This is a genomic window from Enterobacter sp. CM29, assembly GCF_013179605.1.
In the GTDB taxonomy this organism is placed as follows: domain Bacteria; phylum Pseudomonadota; class Gammaproteobacteria; order Enterobacterales; family Enterobacteriaceae; genus Enterobacter; species Enterobacter intestinihominis.
In genome coordinates this window covers 1-17,848 of record NZ_JABMCU010000089.1, presented here as the reverse complement: position 1 = coordinate 17,848, position 17,848 = coordinate 1, and the positions used below count along the sequence as shown (strand labels likewise).

At 55.7% G+C, this 17,848-nt stretch carries 13 protein-coding genes and 1 pseudogene; 8 read left to right on the top strand and 6 right to left on the bottom strand.

Annotated features, from left to right (window positions below):
• Positions 1-554 (bottom strand): annotated as a pseudogene (locus HP459_RS12730) (hybrid sensor histidine kinase/response regulator); the annotation flags it as partial.
• Complete coding sequence (locus HP459_RS12725; protein ID WP_063163587.1) at positions 551-1,183, bottom strand: response regulator transcription factor; 633 nt, start codon at positions 1,181-1,183, stop codon at positions 551-553. The gene HP459_RS12725 and the pseudogene HP459_RS12730, both read right to left, overlap by 4 nt.
• A gap of 175 nt (positions 1,184-1,358) precedes the next feature.
• On the opposite strand from HP459_RS12725, the gene HP459_RS12720 reads away from it, so the two are divergent.
• Both HP459_RS12720 and HP459_RS12715 read left to right on the top strand, forming a co-directional pair.
• Positions 1,359-1,673: a lipoprotein gene (locus HP459_RS12720; protein ID WP_003862457.1), complete on the top strand. Its 315-nt coding sequence runs from the start codon at positions 1,359-1,361 to the stop codon at positions 1,671-1,673.
• 114 nt (positions 1,674-1,787) lie between these two features.
• Positions 1,788-4,835, top strand: a complete 3,048-nt coding sequence (locus HP459_RS12715; protein WP_171936287.1) for an autotransporter domain-containing protein — start codon at positions 1,788-1,790, stop codon at positions 4,833-4,835.
• Between the two features lie 61 nt (positions 4,836-4,896).
• On the opposite strand, the gene HP459_RS12710 is transcribed toward HP459_RS12715, so the two are convergent.
• Positions 4,897-5,424, bottom strand: coding sequence for a LuxR C-terminal-related transcriptional regulator (locus HP459_RS12710; RefSeq protein WP_045308383.1), 528 nt, complete (start codon positions 5,422-5,424; stop codon positions 4,897-4,899).
• Between the two features lie 668 nt (positions 5,425-6,092).
• On the opposite strand from HP459_RS12710, the gene pgaA reads away from it, so the two are divergent.
• Genes pgaA through pgaD form a run of 4 tightly spaced genes read left to right on the top strand, consistent with a single transcriptional unit; the run spans position 6,093 to position 12,232 of the window.
• Positions 6,093-8,531 carry a poly-beta-1,6 N-acetyl-D-glucosamine export porin PgaA gene (gene pgaA / locus HP459_RS12705; RefSeq protein WP_171936286.1) on the top strand — a complete coding sequence of 813 codons (2,439 nt, stop codon included), beginning with the start codon at positions 6,093-6,095 and terminating at the stop codon, positions 8,529-8,531.
• Between the two features lie 8 nt (positions 8,532-8,539).
• On the top strand, positions 8,540-10,477 hold the full coding sequence (gene pgaB / locus HP459_RS12700) for a poly-beta-1,6-N-acetyl-D-glucosamine N-deacetylase PgaB (protein WP_171936285.1): 1,938 nt from the start codon (positions 8,540-8,542) through the stop codon (positions 10,475-10,477).
• Positions 10,470-11,801 carry a poly-beta-1,6-N-acetyl-D-glucosamine synthase gene (pgaC, locus tag HP459_RS12695; protein WP_022649386.1) on the top strand — a complete coding sequence of 444 codons (1,332 nt, stop codon included), beginning with the start codon at positions 10,470-10,472 and terminating at the stop codon, positions 11,799-11,801. Before pgaB ends, pgaC begins: the two co-directional genes overlap by 8 nt.
• Positions 11,798-12,232 (top strand): poly-beta-1,6-N-acetyl-D-glucosamine biosynthesis protein PgaD, encoded by a 435-nt coding sequence (gene pgaD, locus HP459_RS12690; protein ID WP_171936284.1) that lies wholly within the window; start codon positions 11,798-11,800, stop codon positions 12,230-12,232. The genes pgaC and pgaD overlap by 4 nt, the downstream gene beginning before the upstream one ends.
• 52 nt (positions 12,233-12,284) lie before the next feature.
• Here pgaD and gss read toward each other — a convergent pair whose 3' ends face one another.
• Positions 12,285-14,147, bottom strand: a complete 1,863-nt coding sequence (gene gss / locus HP459_RS12685) for a bifunctional glutathionylspermidine amidase/synthase (RefSeq protein WP_171936283.1) — start codon at positions 14,145-14,147, stop codon at positions 12,285-12,287.
• 183 nt (positions 14,148-14,330) lie between these two features.
• Here gss and yghU point away from each other — a divergent pair, with 183 nt between their 5' ends.
• Entirely contained in the window at positions 14,331-15,197 is an 867-nt protein-coding gene (gene yghU, locus HP459_RS12680) for a glutathione-dependent disulfide-bond oxidoreductase (protein ID WP_023306934.1), read from the top strand.
• A 76-nt stretch (positions 15,198-15,273) separates the two neighbouring features.
• Entirely contained in the window at positions 15,274-16,023 is a 750-nt protein-coding gene (gene fucR / locus HP459_RS12675; RefSeq protein ID WP_023298593.1) for an L-fucose operon activator, read from the top strand.
• Between the two features lie 2 nt (positions 16,024-16,025).
• Here fucR and HP459_RS12670 read toward each other — a convergent pair whose 3' ends face one another.
• On the bottom strand, positions 16,026-17,573 hold the full coding sequence (locus HP459_RS12670; protein ID WP_022649391.1) for a methyl-accepting chemotaxis protein: 1,548 nt from the start codon (positions 17,571-17,573) through the stop codon (positions 16,026-16,028).
• Between the two features lie 113 nt (positions 17,574-17,686).
• Positions 17,687-17,848: dienelactone hydrolase family protein (locus tag HP459_RS12665; RefSeq protein ID WP_171936282.1), on the bottom strand; the 162-nt coding region annotated here is incomplete at its 5' end.

The window sequence follows — 17,848 nt, the reverse complement described above, 5'->3', positions numbered from 1 at the left end:
GCGAAGCCGTAAAGCAGATTCAGCATGAGCACGATGAACATCAACTCATCCAGCCGCCAGATAATACCGAGGTTCAGCACCCCCCAGGAGGCGAAGAAAAAGCGCGTAAAGGTGCTGATGACCGGCGTCAGATGCGTCGCATTGGCGGCGACGATAGCGGCGATGCTGATATTAAGTAACAAGAAAAAGTCAAAATTCTGCGTCTGTGGAGTAATTAAATAGAGTGAAGAAATGCCCAGCCCGTGAATAAAGGCGATATTATTAATACGCGGAAGCCAGCGTCGCAGGACGTCCCTCTCACCGTTTTCTTTCGCTTCACGCTGATAGCGTCGGTGCAATAGTCGTATCGCCACGGCACATAGCAGATAAATAATTATCCAGATAATCGTTGGGCCGAGGTCGTCCCCAAGCATATAAATCCAGATGGCGAAAGGAATACCCACAAAGGGCACAGCACTAAAGCTAAATACCAGCCGCAGAAAGGTGTTGTTTAGCAAACGGATCTGCGCCGGAGCAGAGATACCTTCGTTTTGTAAGCTCTGGAAAAACCTCATTCCGACGGTTCCTGCTTGCCGTGCAGAAGCGTGATGGCTTCGACCCGGCTGTTAACACCTATCTTTTTCAATATATTGCTGATGTGTTCTTTGACCGTGGGCTCAGAAATTGAAAGCTGCGCGGCGATTCGTTTATTTGGCAGGCCGCGCATAATCATATTTAATACGTCTATTTGTCGCGGCGTTAAGTTAAATTTACTTAACTTCTCATTATTTGCCTTAACGGAAATTTCGTTTCCCTCAGGAAACCAGGTCTGATTATCACTGAGTGCGAAAACGGCCCGCGAGAACATCTCAGGTGGCTCGCTTTTCAATACAAAACCGTGGCCCCCGGCGGCATTAACTTTGCGCCAGATGTCATTATTGTCATCCCCGCTGACCACCAGGAGTCGTACCTGTGGGTAAAGTTGTTTTACTTCTTTGAGTAATTTCAGGGCCGTTCCGGAAGAGAGCCAAAAATCGATTACCAGCAAACGTGGCGGGCCATGATCCCTAATTTGGCGGTAGCAATCATCCTCATTCGTCACCACACACGCCTGTTTAAACTGGCAATGTGTAATCAGAAAATTGGCGATGCCGCTTGCTACCAATGGATGGTCATCAACGACTAACGCATAATTCTGTCCCAAAGGAGCCTCCTTTTACCTTCGCATATCTTAGAGTACAGATGAATTATTATCTACCCACCCTACTTTAGGAGGGTTTTTTCGATTAGGAAAGAGAAATATATTATTCGCTGATTTGGGCAAAAGAAAACATAAATACAATCAGAGAAATTAACTGGTTGGATATCAAGGATAATTTATGAAAAAACCACTAATCGTTTTAACCGTTACGTTGATGCTAGCCGGTTGTTCCACGTTGAAAACCGATCAGGCTATTCCACTCCTGCAAGCGGAGACCGCTAAAATGCTGGGACTGGGCTCATCGGATGAAATAACCGTGACCAACGTTAATGGCGCCCAGCCGGACGCACTGGGAGGACAAAAACTGTCTTATCGCGCCACGACAGAAAAAGGGCGTATTTTCGATTGTTCATCAATGATGATGCCGGGGATTTTAGGATCCGCACCGACGCTAAGCGCGCCAACCTGTACACCTGTTGTCACACATAAATAATTAACGCCGCATCAAAAGGCGTACATAAATAACGCCTTTTACATTTTCTGACGTATCTGAGTTTTCATAAAAACGATTTTCCAGACATCACGCTAATGAGTACGGAGATAGCCCGTGAATAACTCTACATCGCATGCTTTAGCGGTTAAGACGCCGCTTTCCAGACTTTACCTCGCTCTATTTTCCGCGCCGCTGTTACTGTTTTTACCTGCCGATATCGCGCGTGCAGCCGATGCCTTTTTTGATGGCGACGCGCGTATTACCGAAACGCTGGGTTACACCGGAGATGTTTATGTTGGACGTAACCAACGCGGAAACCTGCTGATCGATAATGGCAAAATCACCGCCTATAACATCAATATCGGTCGGCTGTTCGACGGCAAAATTTATGAAAGCGTGGTCACGGTCCGTGGGCCAGACGCTGAGCTTAACGCGGTGAACGATCGGTACGTCCTGCGCGGCGACCTGAATCTTGGCCTCGGCACCCTGCGAGTCGAAGAGGGCGCGCTGGCGAGTGCAAAGGAGATTGTTGTCGGCACCACCCGCGGCTACGACAGCCACCTTATCGCCACGGGTGCTGGCTCTCGTGTGACCAGTAATTTTCTGAGCGTAGGCACCGATCTGGGCGCACGCTCCACGCTTGCGATTGAAGACGGCGCTGCGCTCAATACCGCTTACGATGCACGCATCGGCAACGGTACCGGACCGGGTGAAACCGACACGCTGAGCCCGAAAGCCACCGTCACGGGGAGTGGCTCACAGTGGAACGTTGGCCGTACGTTGACGCTTTATGGCGACCTGGACGTACTGAACGGCGGAGCGGTTAACGTTGGCGGCGTGCAGGTGGCGGGCGTCTCCGGCGCAGGGAAAACCGCCGAGCTGGTTATTGCGGGCAAGGACTCGCGCTTTACCAGCGGCAGCAGCGTGAGCGTGGGCGATTACGGCAATGGCGTGCTGTCTGTGATTGACGGCGGTTCATTTTCCGCTGGCAGCAATGCGCTGATCGTGGGGACATCGGGTTCCGGCTCGAACCGGGGTGCGCTCATCATCGGCAGCCGCGGCAATATGGACACCGGCACGGGTTTAACTGAGCCAACGCCTGGCACGGCGGGCGCCGCAGGTACCCTCGATGCGAAGACGGCAATCAGCCTGCGTGGCGGACTGTTCGGCAGCTATGTCTACTTCAACCATACCGACGGAAATTACATCTTCAGCAACACGATGAGCGGTGAAGGTGATGTGATCAACACCTCCGGGCAAACGACGCTGAACGGCGATCTTTCCGCACTCAAGGCGAACGTAACCGCGCGGGGCGGTAAAGTCATCATTGCCAGCAATATTAATACCCAGCCAGAAGACGATATTTTTGATGTTCAGACCCTTAGCGCCGAGAACGGCGGTACGCTGATCCTCAACGCGACGGCGGGTTCAGACGTCAGCGACGGGGTCGGTTACAGCAGCGCCGCGTCAATCAAGTCCGGCGGCACGCTGGGCGGCAACGGCACGCTGGGCCAGACCGAGATCCTGTCTGGCGGGCATATCTCGCCTGGCGACGGCAATATCGGTACGTTGACGCTGAAACGCTATCTGAACTTTATCGGCGAATCCTTCTATGACGTGGATATCGCGGGCGATGGCAGCAGCGACCAGCTACTGGTATCGGGCAAAACCACCATCAGCGATCGGGCTAAGGTACAGGTCACCGCGCTGGATCCGCAAACCAGCTATAAAACGGGCCAAAGCTACCGCATTTTGACCTCCGGCGGGGGAATTGACGGTGAGTTCGCCGGAGCGATTTCCAAATCCGCCTTCCTGGACGTGGCGCTTGAGCAAAGCACCAACGCCGTCGATCTGACCATCGCGCAGAAAGAGACCGGAGGCGAGAATCCTGGTGGAGAAAACCCCGGAGGCGAAAACCCGGGCGGTGAGAATCCTGGCGGTGAAAACCCCGGTGGCGAAAATCCTGGCGGTGAAAACCCCGGAGGTGAAAACCCGGGCGGTGAGAATCCTGGCGGTGAAAACCCGGGCAGCGGCAAGCCGGGCATTTTCCAGACCGTGGCCCAAAGCAGCAACCAGTGGAATACCGCTGGCGCGCTCTCCACGCTGACGCAAAGCGGCCCGTCGCTGGCGCTGTATAACTCGCTGCTTCTGCTGAGCGCACCGCAAGCGCGCGAGGCGTTCAACCAGCTGTCTGGTGAAGTTTATCCATCAATGCAGTCCAACCTGATCGCTGGCAGCACGCAGGTGTTTAACGTGTTAAACCAGCGTATGCAGCGCGCGTTTGATAACGACAGCCTGCCGATCCCACCGTTAGCCATGTCGCTGGTGCAACAGCCGGAGCCGCAAAACAATGGCGTCTGGGGCCAGACCTTCAGCTCCTGGAGCCGAAACAGCGGCGACGGAAACGTGGGCAAGCTGGACGGCAACACCACCGGCTTCCTGCTGGGGGCAGATCGCAAGCTGGCGGACCATAATGTGCGTATCGGCGGCTACTTCGGCTACAGCCGGGGTGATTACGACGTCGACAGCCGTCGCTCCTCAACGGATACCGACAACTATCACCTTGGCCTGTATGCGGCGGGTCAACAGGATGCGTTCTCCCTTCGCGGCGCGCTGGGTTACACCTGGCACAAGATCGAGGGCGAGCGCAATGTTGATTTCAGCGGCTTCTCGGATCGGCTGAAGTCAGATTACGACGCTAACTCGCTGCTGGCGTTTACCGAAGCGGGCTACCGTTTCGGCCAGCCAGACAGGAATATTGAGCCGTTCGTCAATTTATCGTACATCCGGCTGCATACCGACAGCTTCAGGGAAGACGGCGGTGCCGCTGCGCTGAGCGTCCGTAACGAAACGATGAACACCTTCTATTCCACACTCGGGGTGCGCGGTGTGACCGAGCTGCCGAAGAACGTTAACCTCTACGGTTCGCTGGGCTGGCAGCACGCTTATGGCGATAAGAATACCTCTTCGCGCATGGCGTTTGCGGGCAGCGACGCGTTCATTACTCAGGGGCAAGCCGTGGATGAGGACGTAATGGTGGGTGATATCGGCGTGAGCGTACAGCTGTCGCGTGCTGCGACGCTGGATGTGGGTTACCAGGGACAATATGGTGCGGATACCCGCGTCAACTCGGTGAACGCCAATCTGCGCTGGTCGTTCTGAATTATTTCCATTAAAAGAACCCGCCCTCGTGGCGGGTTTGTGCTTTTGGCTTCTGACGAAGCTAGGGATCGTTCCCAGCCGCGTCCAGCAGTTTGTTTTTGAAGATAAACAAACACGCCTCGTTGAAGTTCCCTGCCCCTAACCGCTCCGATAGCGCCGTTCGCTTGCGATAGAGGCTTTTAACCGACATATTCAGCTTATCTGCAATCTCTTCCATTGACCTCCCTGCCTTCAGCAACCGGAGCATTATCGCTTCATGTCTACTCAGCCGTAAGTTAAGCAGCCATTTGGTTGTCAGACGCCAGCCTTTCATATCAAGCACCAGATTGAATAACGACGCCATATCCGGAGGCGTAAGCGACGTGTTCATAAACAGCTTCATACTGTGCAGATCCTCCTCTCGAGGGCGCATATCCAGCATAACGCAGCAGATGGTTTTTCTCGTTCTGGCCGGATGGCGTATCAGGTAATCATATAAACGGAGCGGCGTACGGCTATCAATCAGTACAGTATATTCATTTGCGTCGGTATCAAATATGTTTCTGTCTATCGAACAGAGGCAAATTATATCCGGGAAAAATAGCCGCATCCCCCTGACAAGGAAACAATCCTGAGTCACTAACACTATTGAAGTCGCCACTAATCATCCCTTTTAGATTAAAGCAAGCCCGCCTCTTAAGAAACAAGGACGCTTTCGTTTATAGCGCTTTACATTAACGGCAAATGTTTTCTGGCTTTGATCATCCCTCAATATGACATTGGTGAGCTAGACTTTTTGTAGACTATCACTCAATGCCTGGCGTTAATTATAAATAAAAAAGAATTCCAGAAAAGTCACTTCTCTGAACATTAAGAATTTTTGTCATGAAACTTCCCAAACATGCACCGGAAAGTACTTTAATTAACTCAGAAGAACTTCATTTCAAATATAAAAAAACTGTAAACAGCAAAAGAAAAAACATTTAATATCAATCATTTAAAAAGAACAATCCTGCACTGAATTACCTAAAAAACTTACTTCTTCCAGAATTATCTCAAAACCTCCCAGCCGCTTTTCAACTTATTTATCCCCCAACACATCGGGTGTACATTAAGCCCAATCAGACCACTGAGATGAGGGCGCATAATTACCTTTAAGTAAGTACCCCATAACGTAGCATCATTCAGATTTAATGTTCTCCTTTATGCCCTTTAACGCAGAGTTAAAAGGCGGCCGTGTTATGCAATGGATTCACGATAAACAAATGGCAAATAGATATGGAAAGATCGCTTAGCTTCACTACGTTATTCTTTTATCGCACCACAATATTATTGTTCCTGCTTTTACTCTTTCCTGTTCTGGTTCAGGCTGATGAATCCGTTTATGAGCATCAGATACAACAGGCACGTAACGGTAATTATGCTCTGTTTCTTGATTACCTACAGCGCTATGAGCAACAGCATGCTTTAACACCTGGACAGGTTGCGGACTGGTTACAGGTAGCCTCCTGGGCAGGACGCGATGATGAGGTTATTCGAGTCTGGCAGCGTTATGGTATTTATATGCCGCTTCCCGCTCGCGCCATCGCTGCTGTCGCCCAGTCCAGAAGAAACCAAAAAGCCTGGCCATCCGCCTTATCGCTGTGGAAAGAGGCGCTCAGCCTTGCGCCGGATAACGACGATTACCGCATCGGCTATGTTAAGACCCTGGCCGATGCCCGCAGAGATCGCCTCGCGCTTTCGAAAGCCCGGCAGTTGGTTAAGGACGATCCTTCTCCCGCGCACCTTGAGACGCTCTCCTATGTCTGGATGCGCCAGGGAAAAAACGGGGACCGGCTGCTGGCGGACATGCGCGCGCTAAACGCCGCACCAGGGAATAACGCCCTTCTTCGCGAGACGATCGATGCGTTAACGGATAACCGGGTAAGCACGCCCGCACTCTGGCTGTCGCAAAGCGCAGCAATGTCTCCCGCGGAGCGTCGCCGCCTTGAGCGTAACGCCGCGGCTGAAAAGGTACGCCTGGCGGATGTGCCTGGCAGAACGGAGAAAGAGCGGCTGCGGCTGGCACAAAACGCATTAGATCGCTATCACGTCCTGCTTTCCCGCTGGCAAAACGAACCGCAGGCGGCTGAAGACGTCATCCTTGCCCGTATCGATCGGCTTGGCGCGCTGTATGCGCAGGGTGATTACCGGCAGGTTATTAGCGAATATGAGGCGCTGACGACCGCACAGCATCCGGTGCCGGACTGGGCCATCGGCTGGGTGATCTCTGCATATTTGCAGGAGAAAAACACCGTCGCCGCCTTCTCGCTTGTACAACGCTATCCACACTACGCCTCCGATCCGCAGGATGAGGAGCATGCGCTTTTCTACGCCTGGCTGGATACGGGGCAGTATCAAACCGCCCGCCGCTACGTTGAGCGCGAGACCCGCAGCGTTCCCTGGACCCGCTACGATTTCGGATCCCCGACCGCTCAGCCGAACGATCGGTGGCTCACCGGACAGTCACTCAAACTTAACTATTTGCTGGCGACCAACGCCCTGCCGGAAGCCGAAAAGCTGTCGTATCGTCTGGCGTCAACGGCGCCGGGAAATCAGGGATTACAGATTGATTATGCCGCCCTGCTTCAGGCCAGGGGCCTGCCGCGCGCGGCCGAGCAAAAGCTTAAACGAGCAGAGGCGCTCGAACCCACGAATCTGGAGCTTGAAAAACAGCAGGCTTACGTCGCAATGGACCTTCAGGAGTGGCGCCAGATGGATTTACTGGCTGATGACGTAATTGCTCGCGCCCCCGCCGATCGCAGCGCCCGCCGCCTGGACAGGCTCAGAGCGGTCCACCATATGTCAGAGCTGCGTCTGAACGCGGGTAAAGGATTGCACTCAGATAACCCCGTCAGCGGTAGCCACGACATGAGCTGGGACGCCACGCTCTATGGCCCACCCGTGGCAGATAACTGGCGGCTATTTGCTGGCGCCCGCTATGCACAGGGGAATTTCGACGAAGGTAAAGGCATCAGCCGCCACCTGTTGGGCGGCGTTGAGTGGCGCCCACGTGACCTCACGCTCGAAGCCGAGCTCTCCAGCAACCGCTATCACGGCACAAACAGGCCGGGCGCACGGCTCTCAACAACCTACAGCCTGAGTGATAACTGGCAGGTCAGCGGTAGCCTCGAGCGCTTATCACGCGCGACACCCTTACGGGCATTACGCAATGGGATCAGTGCCAACCGGGGTGAAGGTGGGGTGCGCTGGTATCAAAACGAGCGACGTAAATACCAGTTCAACGCCGCCGTCAGCCGCTTCTCAGACCACAACCGCCGTCAGGAATACACCCTCTCTGGGAAAGAGCGTCTCTGGCAGACCCCGACCCTGACGCTGGATCTCGAACCGGGGATCGCCGCCAGTAAAAACAGCCTGCGGAATACGCTCTATTACAACCCGGCACGGGATCTGTCCGTGACGGCAGCCCTGTCCGTTGACCATGAGATGTACCGCCACTACGACACCCTCTGGAGCCAGCTGTTCGTGGCAGGCGGCGGCAGCTACTGGCAGAAAAATCAGTCGCCTGGCGCCATTACCCTGCTGGGTTACGGGCAACGCATTCAGTGGAACAACGTTGTCGATACTGGCGTGATGCTGAACTGGGATAAACGCCCTTACGACGGCAAACGCGAGAGCAATCTCTCCGTCACGTTAGATGCGACTTTACGCTTTTAAGGATGAATATGCTGAATACACGTTTTTCTGTAAGCCTGATCGTCATCGGCTGGCTCTGCCTCAGCGCGAGTCTCTGCGCGCAGCCGCTCTCCTTTATGGCTCCTGAAGAGAGGCCGCAGCTGGAGGCCAGCAAACCCTGGCCGGAGAATCAGTTTCTGGTCCTGGCCTACCACGACGTCGAAGATGATGCTGCCGATCAGCGCTACCTCTCCGTTCGCACCAGCGCGTTAAACGAGCAGATAAGCTGGCTTTTGCACAACGGCTATCACGCCATCAGCGTGCAGGACATTGTGGATGCGCATGAAGGAAAAAAAGCGCTGCCGCCGAAAGCCGTTTTGCTCAGCTTCGACGACGGCTACAGCAGTTTTTACACCCGGGTCTGGCCCCTGCTTCAGGCCTGGAACGTTCCTGCGCTGTGGGCGCCGGTGGGCAGTTGGGTGGATACGCCGGCAAATCAAAAAGTTAACTTCGGCGGTCTGATGACGCCCCGCGATCGGTTCGCGACATGGGACATGGTACGCGAGCTCAGCCGCTCCCCGCTGGTTGAAATCGGCTCGCATACCTGGGCCTCGCATTACGGCATCCCGGCCAACCCGCAGGGAAGCCGTGAACCCGCTATCGCCAACCGTTTTTTCGATAACGTGACGGGGCATTACGAAACCGATGAACACTTCAACCAGCGGATCGCCGCAGACGTACGGAAAGTCACCGAAAAAATCACCCAGGTGACGGGAAAAGCGCCGCGTGCCTGGGTGTGGCCCTATGGGGCTGCCAACGGTACATCGCTCGCTATCGCCCAGAAACAGGGCTATCAGCTGGCCTTTACCCTGGAGGACGGGCTGGCAAACGTGCGCGACCTCGGCAACATCCCGCGCCTGCTGATTGCCGGAAATCCGTCGATAAAAACCTTTGCCAACACGGTTAGCCGCGTTCAGGAGTTTGACCCGGTGCGCGTCATGCATGTTGATCTCGATTATGTCTACGATCCCGATCCGGCCCAGCAGACGAAAAACATCAACAAACTCGTCCAGCGGGTCTACGACATGAAAATCAGCCATGTGTTTCTCCAGGCGTTTTCGGATCCGCGGGGCGACGGCAGGATCGGCGCGCTCTATTTCCCCAACCGTCGTCTTCCGGTCCGGGCCGATCTTTTTAATTTTGTCGCCTGGCAGCTACAAACCCGCGCGGGAGTGAAAGTCTTTGCGTGGATGCCGGTCCTCTCTTTCGATCTCAGTCCAGCCCTGCCGCGCGTGCAGCGCCGGGATCGCCAAACGGGAGAGTTGACCGTGGCCGCCGAGCCCTATATCCGGCTCTCCCCCTGGAGTCCACAGGTTCGCCAGCAGGTGACGGAGATCTATGAAGATCTGGCCCGCTATGCCAGCTTCAACGGGATCTTGTTCCATGACGACGCGGTGCTGACGGACGTTGACGATGCCGGGCAGGAGACGACGCGCCAGAAAAGCCAGCAGCTTATCGGGTTTACCCAGGCCCTGAGCCAGACGGTGAAGGACATCCGTGGCCCGCAGATCAAGACCGCCCGCAATATGTTCGCCCTCCCCATTCTGCAGCCCGAAAGCGAAGCGTGGTTTGCGCAAAATCTGGATGATTTTCTGGCGGCCTACGACTGGACGGTGCCGATGGCAATGCCACTGATGGAGTCCGTCCCGGCAGAAGAGAGCAATGCCTGGCTGACGCGTTTAGTCAACGCCGTCGCCGCACGCCCCGGCGCGCTGAATAAAACGATTTTTGAGCTACAGGCCAGGGACTGGGCGCAGAAACCGCAGCGTGCCGTAGCCGATGAACGTCTGGTGGAGTGGATGCAGGTGCTCCAGCTGAACGGCATCAAAAATTACGGTTATTACCCCGACGACTTCCTCAACAACCAACCTGATATTTCGCGTATCAGGCCTGAATTTTCTTCGTACTGGTATCCTGACAATGACTGATCGCATTATCGCCTTCTCTATTTTGTGTCTGGTATTCGGGTTGCCGTTAGGCGTAGCCGCGCTGTTTACCGGCGAACTGATTCTGGACTTTGTCTTTTTCTGGCCGCTGTTTATGTCCGTGCTCTGGGTAACCGGCGGCCTCTATTTCTGGTTTCAGCTTGAACGGCACTGGTCGTGGGATAACGCAACACCCGCGCCCGCCTTAGCCGGTGAACCGTTAATCTCGATTCTTATTCCCTGCTTTAATGAGGAACGCAACGCACGGGAGACCATTAGCGCCGCGCTGGGACAGCGGTACTGGAATGTTGAGGTTATCGCCATCAACGACGGCTCTTCGGACAATACCGCGCAGGTGCTGCATCAACTGGCGCAGGAGCAGCCGCGCCTGCGGGTGATTAATCTCGCTGAGAATCAGGGGAAAGCCGTGGCGCTCAAGGCTGGTGCGGCGGCGGCCCGGGGCGATCTGCTGGTCTGCATTGACGGCGACGCCCTGCTCGATCGCGATACGGCCGCGTATCTGGTGGCACCGCTGATTCAGTATCCCCACGTTGGGGCCGTCACCGGAAATCCGCGTATTCGCACGCGCTCAACGCTGATTGGTCGTATTCAGGTGGGCGAGTTTTCTTCCATTATTGGTCTTATCAAGCGAACGCAGCGGATCTATGGCCGGGTCTTTACGGTCTCCGGCGTCATCGCCGCCTTTCGCCGACAGGCGCTGGCGGATGTCGGGTACTGGAGCCCGGATATGATCACAGAGGACATTGACATAAGCTGGAAGCTTCAGCTGCGCCACTGGGATATCTTTTTCGAGCCGCGGGCGCTGTGCTGGATCCTGATGCCGGAGACGCTCAAGGGGCTGTGGAAACAGCGTCTGCGCTGGGCTCAGGGCGGTGCAGAGGTGTTTCTGGTTAACCTGCGCAAAATGGCCCGCTGGGAGCATCATCGGATGTGGCCCCTGTTTCTCGAATACGCGCTATCAACGCTGTGGGCGTTTGCCTATGGAGCGACCGTGGTGTTGTTCATTCTTAGCCATATTATCCCTCTTCCCGCGAACCTGGCCGTTGCGAGTCTGTTTCCCCCGGCGTTTACCGGGCTGCTGCTGGGGGTGATGTGCCTGCTGCAATTCCTCGTCAGTTTGTATATCGAGCGGCGCTACGAGCGGAAAGTGGCAGGCTCGCTGTTCTGGGTGATTTGGTTCCCGATGGTGTACTGGATGATTGGCCTGTTTACCACCCTCGTGGCATTTCCGAAAGTCATGCTTAAACGTAAACGCGCCCGCGCGCGCTGGATCAGTCCGGACCGGGGAAAAGGGAGCATTCAATGAACGAGAATACGTTAATTTTGACTGAACATCGGCTGGCACCGCGTCTTTTCGATGCCGCACTAACGCTGATAGCCTGGGGAGGATTCCTGTTTTTCCTGTATGCCAGGCTGTGGATGCAGTTAACCGAGGCGAGCGATCACCGCTGGAGCGTGATTATCGCCTCTTTTAATACAGTACTGGTCTATCTGCTGATTGCCACGTTCAACGGCTGGCTGCTGATCCTGTGGTATCAGTACAATCGCCGCCGCGCGCATGTGAGGCGGCGTCATCCGCAAATGTTGCGCCATGACGAGCTTGCCCAAAGTTTTAACGTCACGCCGCAAATTATGTCCGAGATGAGCCAGTACAACCTGCTGACGGTCTATCATGACCAGATCGGCCGCATCATTGATCTGAAGATCAGCGAGCAGCAGGTCGAGGAAGAAGAGTAATAAAAAGCCCCCGCAGCATACCCTGCGGGGGCTTTTTTATAACAGGGAGACGTTATTTATCCTTCACCACAATCAGCGGTTCAATATCGCTCTCTTTCTTCACCACCAGCGAGTCATCCCCACGCAGACAGGTTCCGCCATAGTTTCCGCCCACGGTAAAGGTGCAGACCTGTATGTATCTGCCGTCAACCTTTGGCAGGCACCATAGCTGCTGGTAGATATTTTTGCGGTCAACAAACTTGCCGCTGGACTGGTCCAGCAGTTGATCCTGGGCGCCGATCAGATCGATATTGCTCCCGCAGCGTCCGGCTATCGGTTTAACGGCATAGCCTGTCCGTTTCAGCAGCGCATTCACCTCAAAATCGGTATCCAGCAGGTAACGGTGGTTCGGGAACAGCTGCCACAGCACCGGCAGGATCGCCTTGTTACCTGGGATCACCGTCCACAGCGGTTCAAAGACCAGCACTTCCGGGCGCAGCAGGACGTCAATCAGGCGCACTTCACCTTGCGGGTGACCGGTACGGATGGGCACGGCGGCGTACTCGGTTTCGCTCACCTCGCGGATCTGCTCGATCGCCGTTTCCCACGCCCAGGTTTTCCATACGCAGTTGACGTGACGGCCTTCATCATCAATCAGTTGCCCGGCAGCATCCCAGCTCAGCGCGCCCAGTCCATGCAGGATTTTGGTTTCAAACCCGGCCAGGATCAGCGAGCGCTGAATAAAGAGCGCGTGGTAATCCTCTTCGATATCGTTGTCCTGCATGATATGGACGAACGGCCGCGCGTGGCTGTGCTTCCAGGCGCCGGTCAGCTCCTCCAGCAAGCCTTCCGCCGGATTGTGGCCGGTGCCGCGATAGCCGTTTTTCACCCACTCTTCAAGAATCAGCCCGCCCTCGGTATGGCAGGAGGCGGAGTCCGCGTTGTACTCGTAAACCTTAATGCCGCGCTCATCCATGCAGAAATCCATACGACCGGTGATCATATGGTGACGACGCCACTGCCACGAGAGGCGCAGACGCGGCCAGAGAATTTTCGGGATGTCGAAAAGCGCGAGTAAGCTGTCGTCTTTCAGCACCTTGTCGGTGGCATGAAGGTACATCAGGTGCAGTTCGTTGGTGGCTTTGATCAGCTCCTGCTCGGCACTTTCGGTAATGGTGAAGTACTGGCAGGGATCGTTGTTAATAACGTGGCCGTTCGCGCGAACGTACGCCTGTTGCAGGGCGTCGTTTTCATTGAGCCATTTTCCGTCGAACTGACGGTTGTTCTTCAACCGCGCGCCGCTGATTTTCAGCAGCTCACCGTCGATCTCCGGCTGAGGTATACTGTGTTCCGTCTCCTCCGTCTGGATCATCCAGCCGAGGATCTCGGTATCGCTGAACGTATCATGAAGCGTATAGCAACCGTTCTCAACGCTCAGACGCAGCTCGCGCGTCCACTGCTGCCCCATCGGCAGCGGGGAGTGAATAACGTTCTGCTCGGCAATGCGCACTCTGTCGTCCAGCAACTGGGTGATGACGGCGACGTGGCCGGTCTCTTGAAACTCACCGCCCTTTTGCCAGATGAGCAGCGCACCGGCCTGCGGCGCGCGTTTTGAGCCATTAGCAAAGGCCTGTAGCGGCAGGATGTTGTCATTCACCACCTGGCGTAAAAAACGCAGCGAGAAGATCTCCCACGCCATCCCGACGTCGGTAAAGACAAACCCGTGGTTGAGAAACAGGAAACGGCGCGCAAACTCAACGCACTGCCATTTATGGCCCATGTATTCGTTGCCGATATAGCTGCGGAATTCCGCGTCTTCCGGGTAGTGCCGCGGATCGAGACTGCCGTAATTTGAAGAGTAAATCGCCACGCCACCCGGCGCATAACCTAATAACGTCCCGAAGGGTGCGTCACTGCTTAACGTTCCTTTACGCATGTGTCCAACCTAAAACAGGCAGGCGGCAATTTTTTTGTTGGGTTGTCGTCGTCTGCACGTTGTAATTAACTGACAGAGGTGGCGTTATCATACACCCGCCCTGCCCATTACGCTCGCATCGTTAAACGGTTCCCCTATCTCCTGCTACACTGCCTCAACACAACACCAAAAAGGCAGGCCAACATGTCAGATAACACCTATCAGCCACCGAAAGTGTGGGAATGGAAACAGAATAACGGCGGCGCGTTCGCCAATATCAATCGTCCCGTCTCGGGCGCTACGCACGAGAAAGAGCTGCCTGTGGGCGAGCACCCGCTCCAGTTGTACTCTCTGGGTACGCCGAATGGACAGAAAGTTACCATCATGCTGGAAGAGCTGCTGGCGCTGGGCGTGACGGGCGCGGAATACGACGCATGGTTAATCCGCATCGGTGAGGGCGATCAGTTCTCCAGCGGTTTTGTCGACGTGAACCCGAACTCGAAGATCCCGGCACTGCGTGACCACTCTACCACCCCGCCGACGCGCGTCTTTGAATCCGGCAATATCCTGCTCTATCTGGCCGAGAAATTTGGTCACTTCCTGCCAAAAGATCCGGCAGGACGTACGGAAACCCTGAACTGGCTGTTCTGGTTACAGGGCGCGGCCCCGTTCCTCGGCGGCGGTTTTGGCCACTTCTATAACTACGCGCCGGTGAAGATTGAGTACGCTATCGATCGCTTCACCATGGAAGCTAAACGCCTGTTCGACGTGCTGGACAAGCAGCTGGGGCGCGGTCGTTATGTAGCGGGTGAGGAATATACCATTGCGGATATGGCAGTCTGGCCATGGTTTGGCTGCGTGGCGCTGGGCAGCGTCTACAACGCCGCCGAATTCCTCGACGCCGGGAAGTACACCAACGTGCAGCGCTGGGCAAAAGATGTGGCGAATCGCCCGGCCGTTAAACGCGGGCGCATTGTTAACCGCACCAACGGCGAGCTGAACGAGCAGCTGCATGAGCGCCATTCAGCGAGCGACTTCGATACCCAGACGGAAGATAAACGTCAGGATTGACCCATGACCGGGCGGTTCGCCGCCCCTCTTCTGCGATGAGAAAAATGAGTCAGCACGCGTGCGCAAGGATCCTCGAATGTCAGACCAGACGCTAAAAGCGACCCGACAGCAGAGCATCATCACCCTGCTGAGTAAAAGTGACTGGCTGACCACCGATGCCCTGGCTGAAAAGCTCTCCGTCAGCAAAGAGACGATCCGCCGGGATCTGAAGTCGTTACAGCAGCAGGGGAAACTTCTGCGCCAGCACGGGCGTGCGCGTCTGATTCACCCGGACAGCCGCGACAGCGGTGAACCCTTTGGCGCACGCCTGAAAAGCCATTATGCCGACAAAGCCGATATTGCCCGACACGCGCTGGGCTGGATCAGCGAAGGGATGACCATCGCCCTCGACGCCAGCTCGACCTGCTTTCATCTGGCGCGCCAGCTTCCGGATATCGAACTCACCGTGTTTACCAATAGCCTGCCTGTCTGCCACGAGATGGCGAAGCGCGAGCGGATCACGCTTATCTGCTCCGGCGGAACGCTTGAGCGTAAGTATCGCTGCTATGTTAATCCGGCGCTGGTGACGCAGCTTAAAGGACTGGAGATCGATCTGTTTATCTTCTCGTGTGAAGGGGTTGATGAGCATGGCGTCCTTTGGGATCCGTCCGAGCACAACGCGGGCTTTAAGGCGCTGCTGTTAAACCGGGCCAGCCAGTCGCTGCTGCTGATCGACAAAAGTAAATTTATGCGGGCAAGCGAAGTGAAAATCGGTCAGCTGTCGCAGGTGACACAGATTATTCAGAGCGATAAATGTCAGGCCGCCAGAGACGGCCTGACGCGATGATGTTACGCGGAGAGACGGAACTTCTGCACTGAGCGCTGGAGTTCTTCGGTCTGCCGTTCCAGTGCGGCCGCAGCGGCGGAAACCTGCTCCACCAGCGAGGCATTCTGCTGGGTCACGCCGTCCATCTGCGTGATGGCTACGCCGACCTGAGAAATACCTTTGCTCTGCTCCTCTGACGCGGTGGCGATCTGCTTCATAATGACGGTCACCTCCGTCACGTCGCGCAGGATAGCTTCCATCGTCGTGCCGGTATCGTTCACCAGCTGCGCCCCCTGCTCCACGCGGGCAACGGAATCCGCAATCAGCCCTTCGATCTCTTTTGCCGCATTCGCGCTGCGGCTGGCCAGATTACGCACCTCACCCGCCACGACCGCAAAACCGCGCCCCTGCTCCCCGGCCCGAGCCGCTTCCACCGCGGCGTTCAGCGCCAGAATATTGGTCTGGAAGGCGATGCTGTTGATAACGGTAGTGATTTCAGCAATTTTCTTCGAGCTGTCCGAAATGCCGCTCATGGTCGTGACCACATCGTCTACCAGCGACCCGCCGCGGCTGGCCGTACTGGAGGCGACATCCGCAAGCTGGCTGGCCTGGCGCGCGCTTTCGGCGTTCAGCTTCACCGTTGCGGTAAGCTGCTCCATGCTGGCCGCGGTCTCTTCCAGCGCAGCGGCCTGCTCTTCGGTACGCGAAGAGAGATCGTTATTCCCGCTGGAGATCTCCGTTGCCCCGCGCCAGATATTCTCGCTGCCGGAACGAATCGTGCTGACCGCCTCCCGCAGGCTGTCCTGCATGGCGCTCAGCAGCGGAACCAGTTGCCCCACGCAGTTGCGGCCAATGGGCTCAATCGGCTGGCTGAGATCGCCCTGCGCAATCTGGCGGAACTGCTGACGGATACGCTCCAGCGGTTTTACCAGCAGCGCCACCAGGTAGCGGTCGGTGAACAGCAGGATCAGCAGACCCACGATCGTGGCGGTGATAATCACCGTCCGGGTCATGCTGGTCAGGCTGTCGACCACAACGCGCGTACTGTCGAGCGCCTTCACCGCAGAATTGTTAAAGTTCTCAACCGCGGCGCCAAACGCGCGGCTTAGCGGCGGCGTAACGTTGTTGGCATGCTGACGATAGCCTTCGAGCGTCGCCTGCTTTGCCTGCACCATCTGAGGCGTAACGCCCCGATCGAGCAGCGCCTGCCAGGTGGAAATCACCTGCGCAGAGACCTTTTCATCCATCGGGCCCGGGGAGATAGCCTTCATCTCTGCCAGCTTTTTACTCATGTTATCCAGCGCCTGCTGAGCAGGAGCCAGGTCCGGCGTGCCGCCCGCTGCTTTAGCTTCCATCGCCCGGCTCAGGCGGGTGACGAAACGGAAATACTGATCGTTGCCCTGGCTCAGCACCGTCATTTGCCTGACCAGCTGGCGGTCAACGTCATTACCATCAGAAACACGAGACAGAGACCAGGTGCTGTAAAGCCCCACGCCTGCCCACATGACACAAAAGATCCCCAGTACCGTCAGCATGACGAAACGGATGGTGAAATTACGAAGCATCTTCATTGAGTATTCCTTGCCGTGAGGGTGAATTCGCCCAGAGGCGAGTACTACCCTCGTTATCGGCAGGGACAGGGGAAAAGATAACCCTTTGTGATGATTTATTTAAGCAGGGCTTATCATTCCAGATATTTTTTAAACCAGCTTAACGTTCTCGACCAGGCCAGCTCGGCTGCGGGCTGGTCATAGCGTGGGGTAGAATCGTTGTGAAATCCATGGTTTACGCCGGGGTAGATATACGCTTCATAAACCTTATTATTTGATTTCAGCGCGGCTTCATA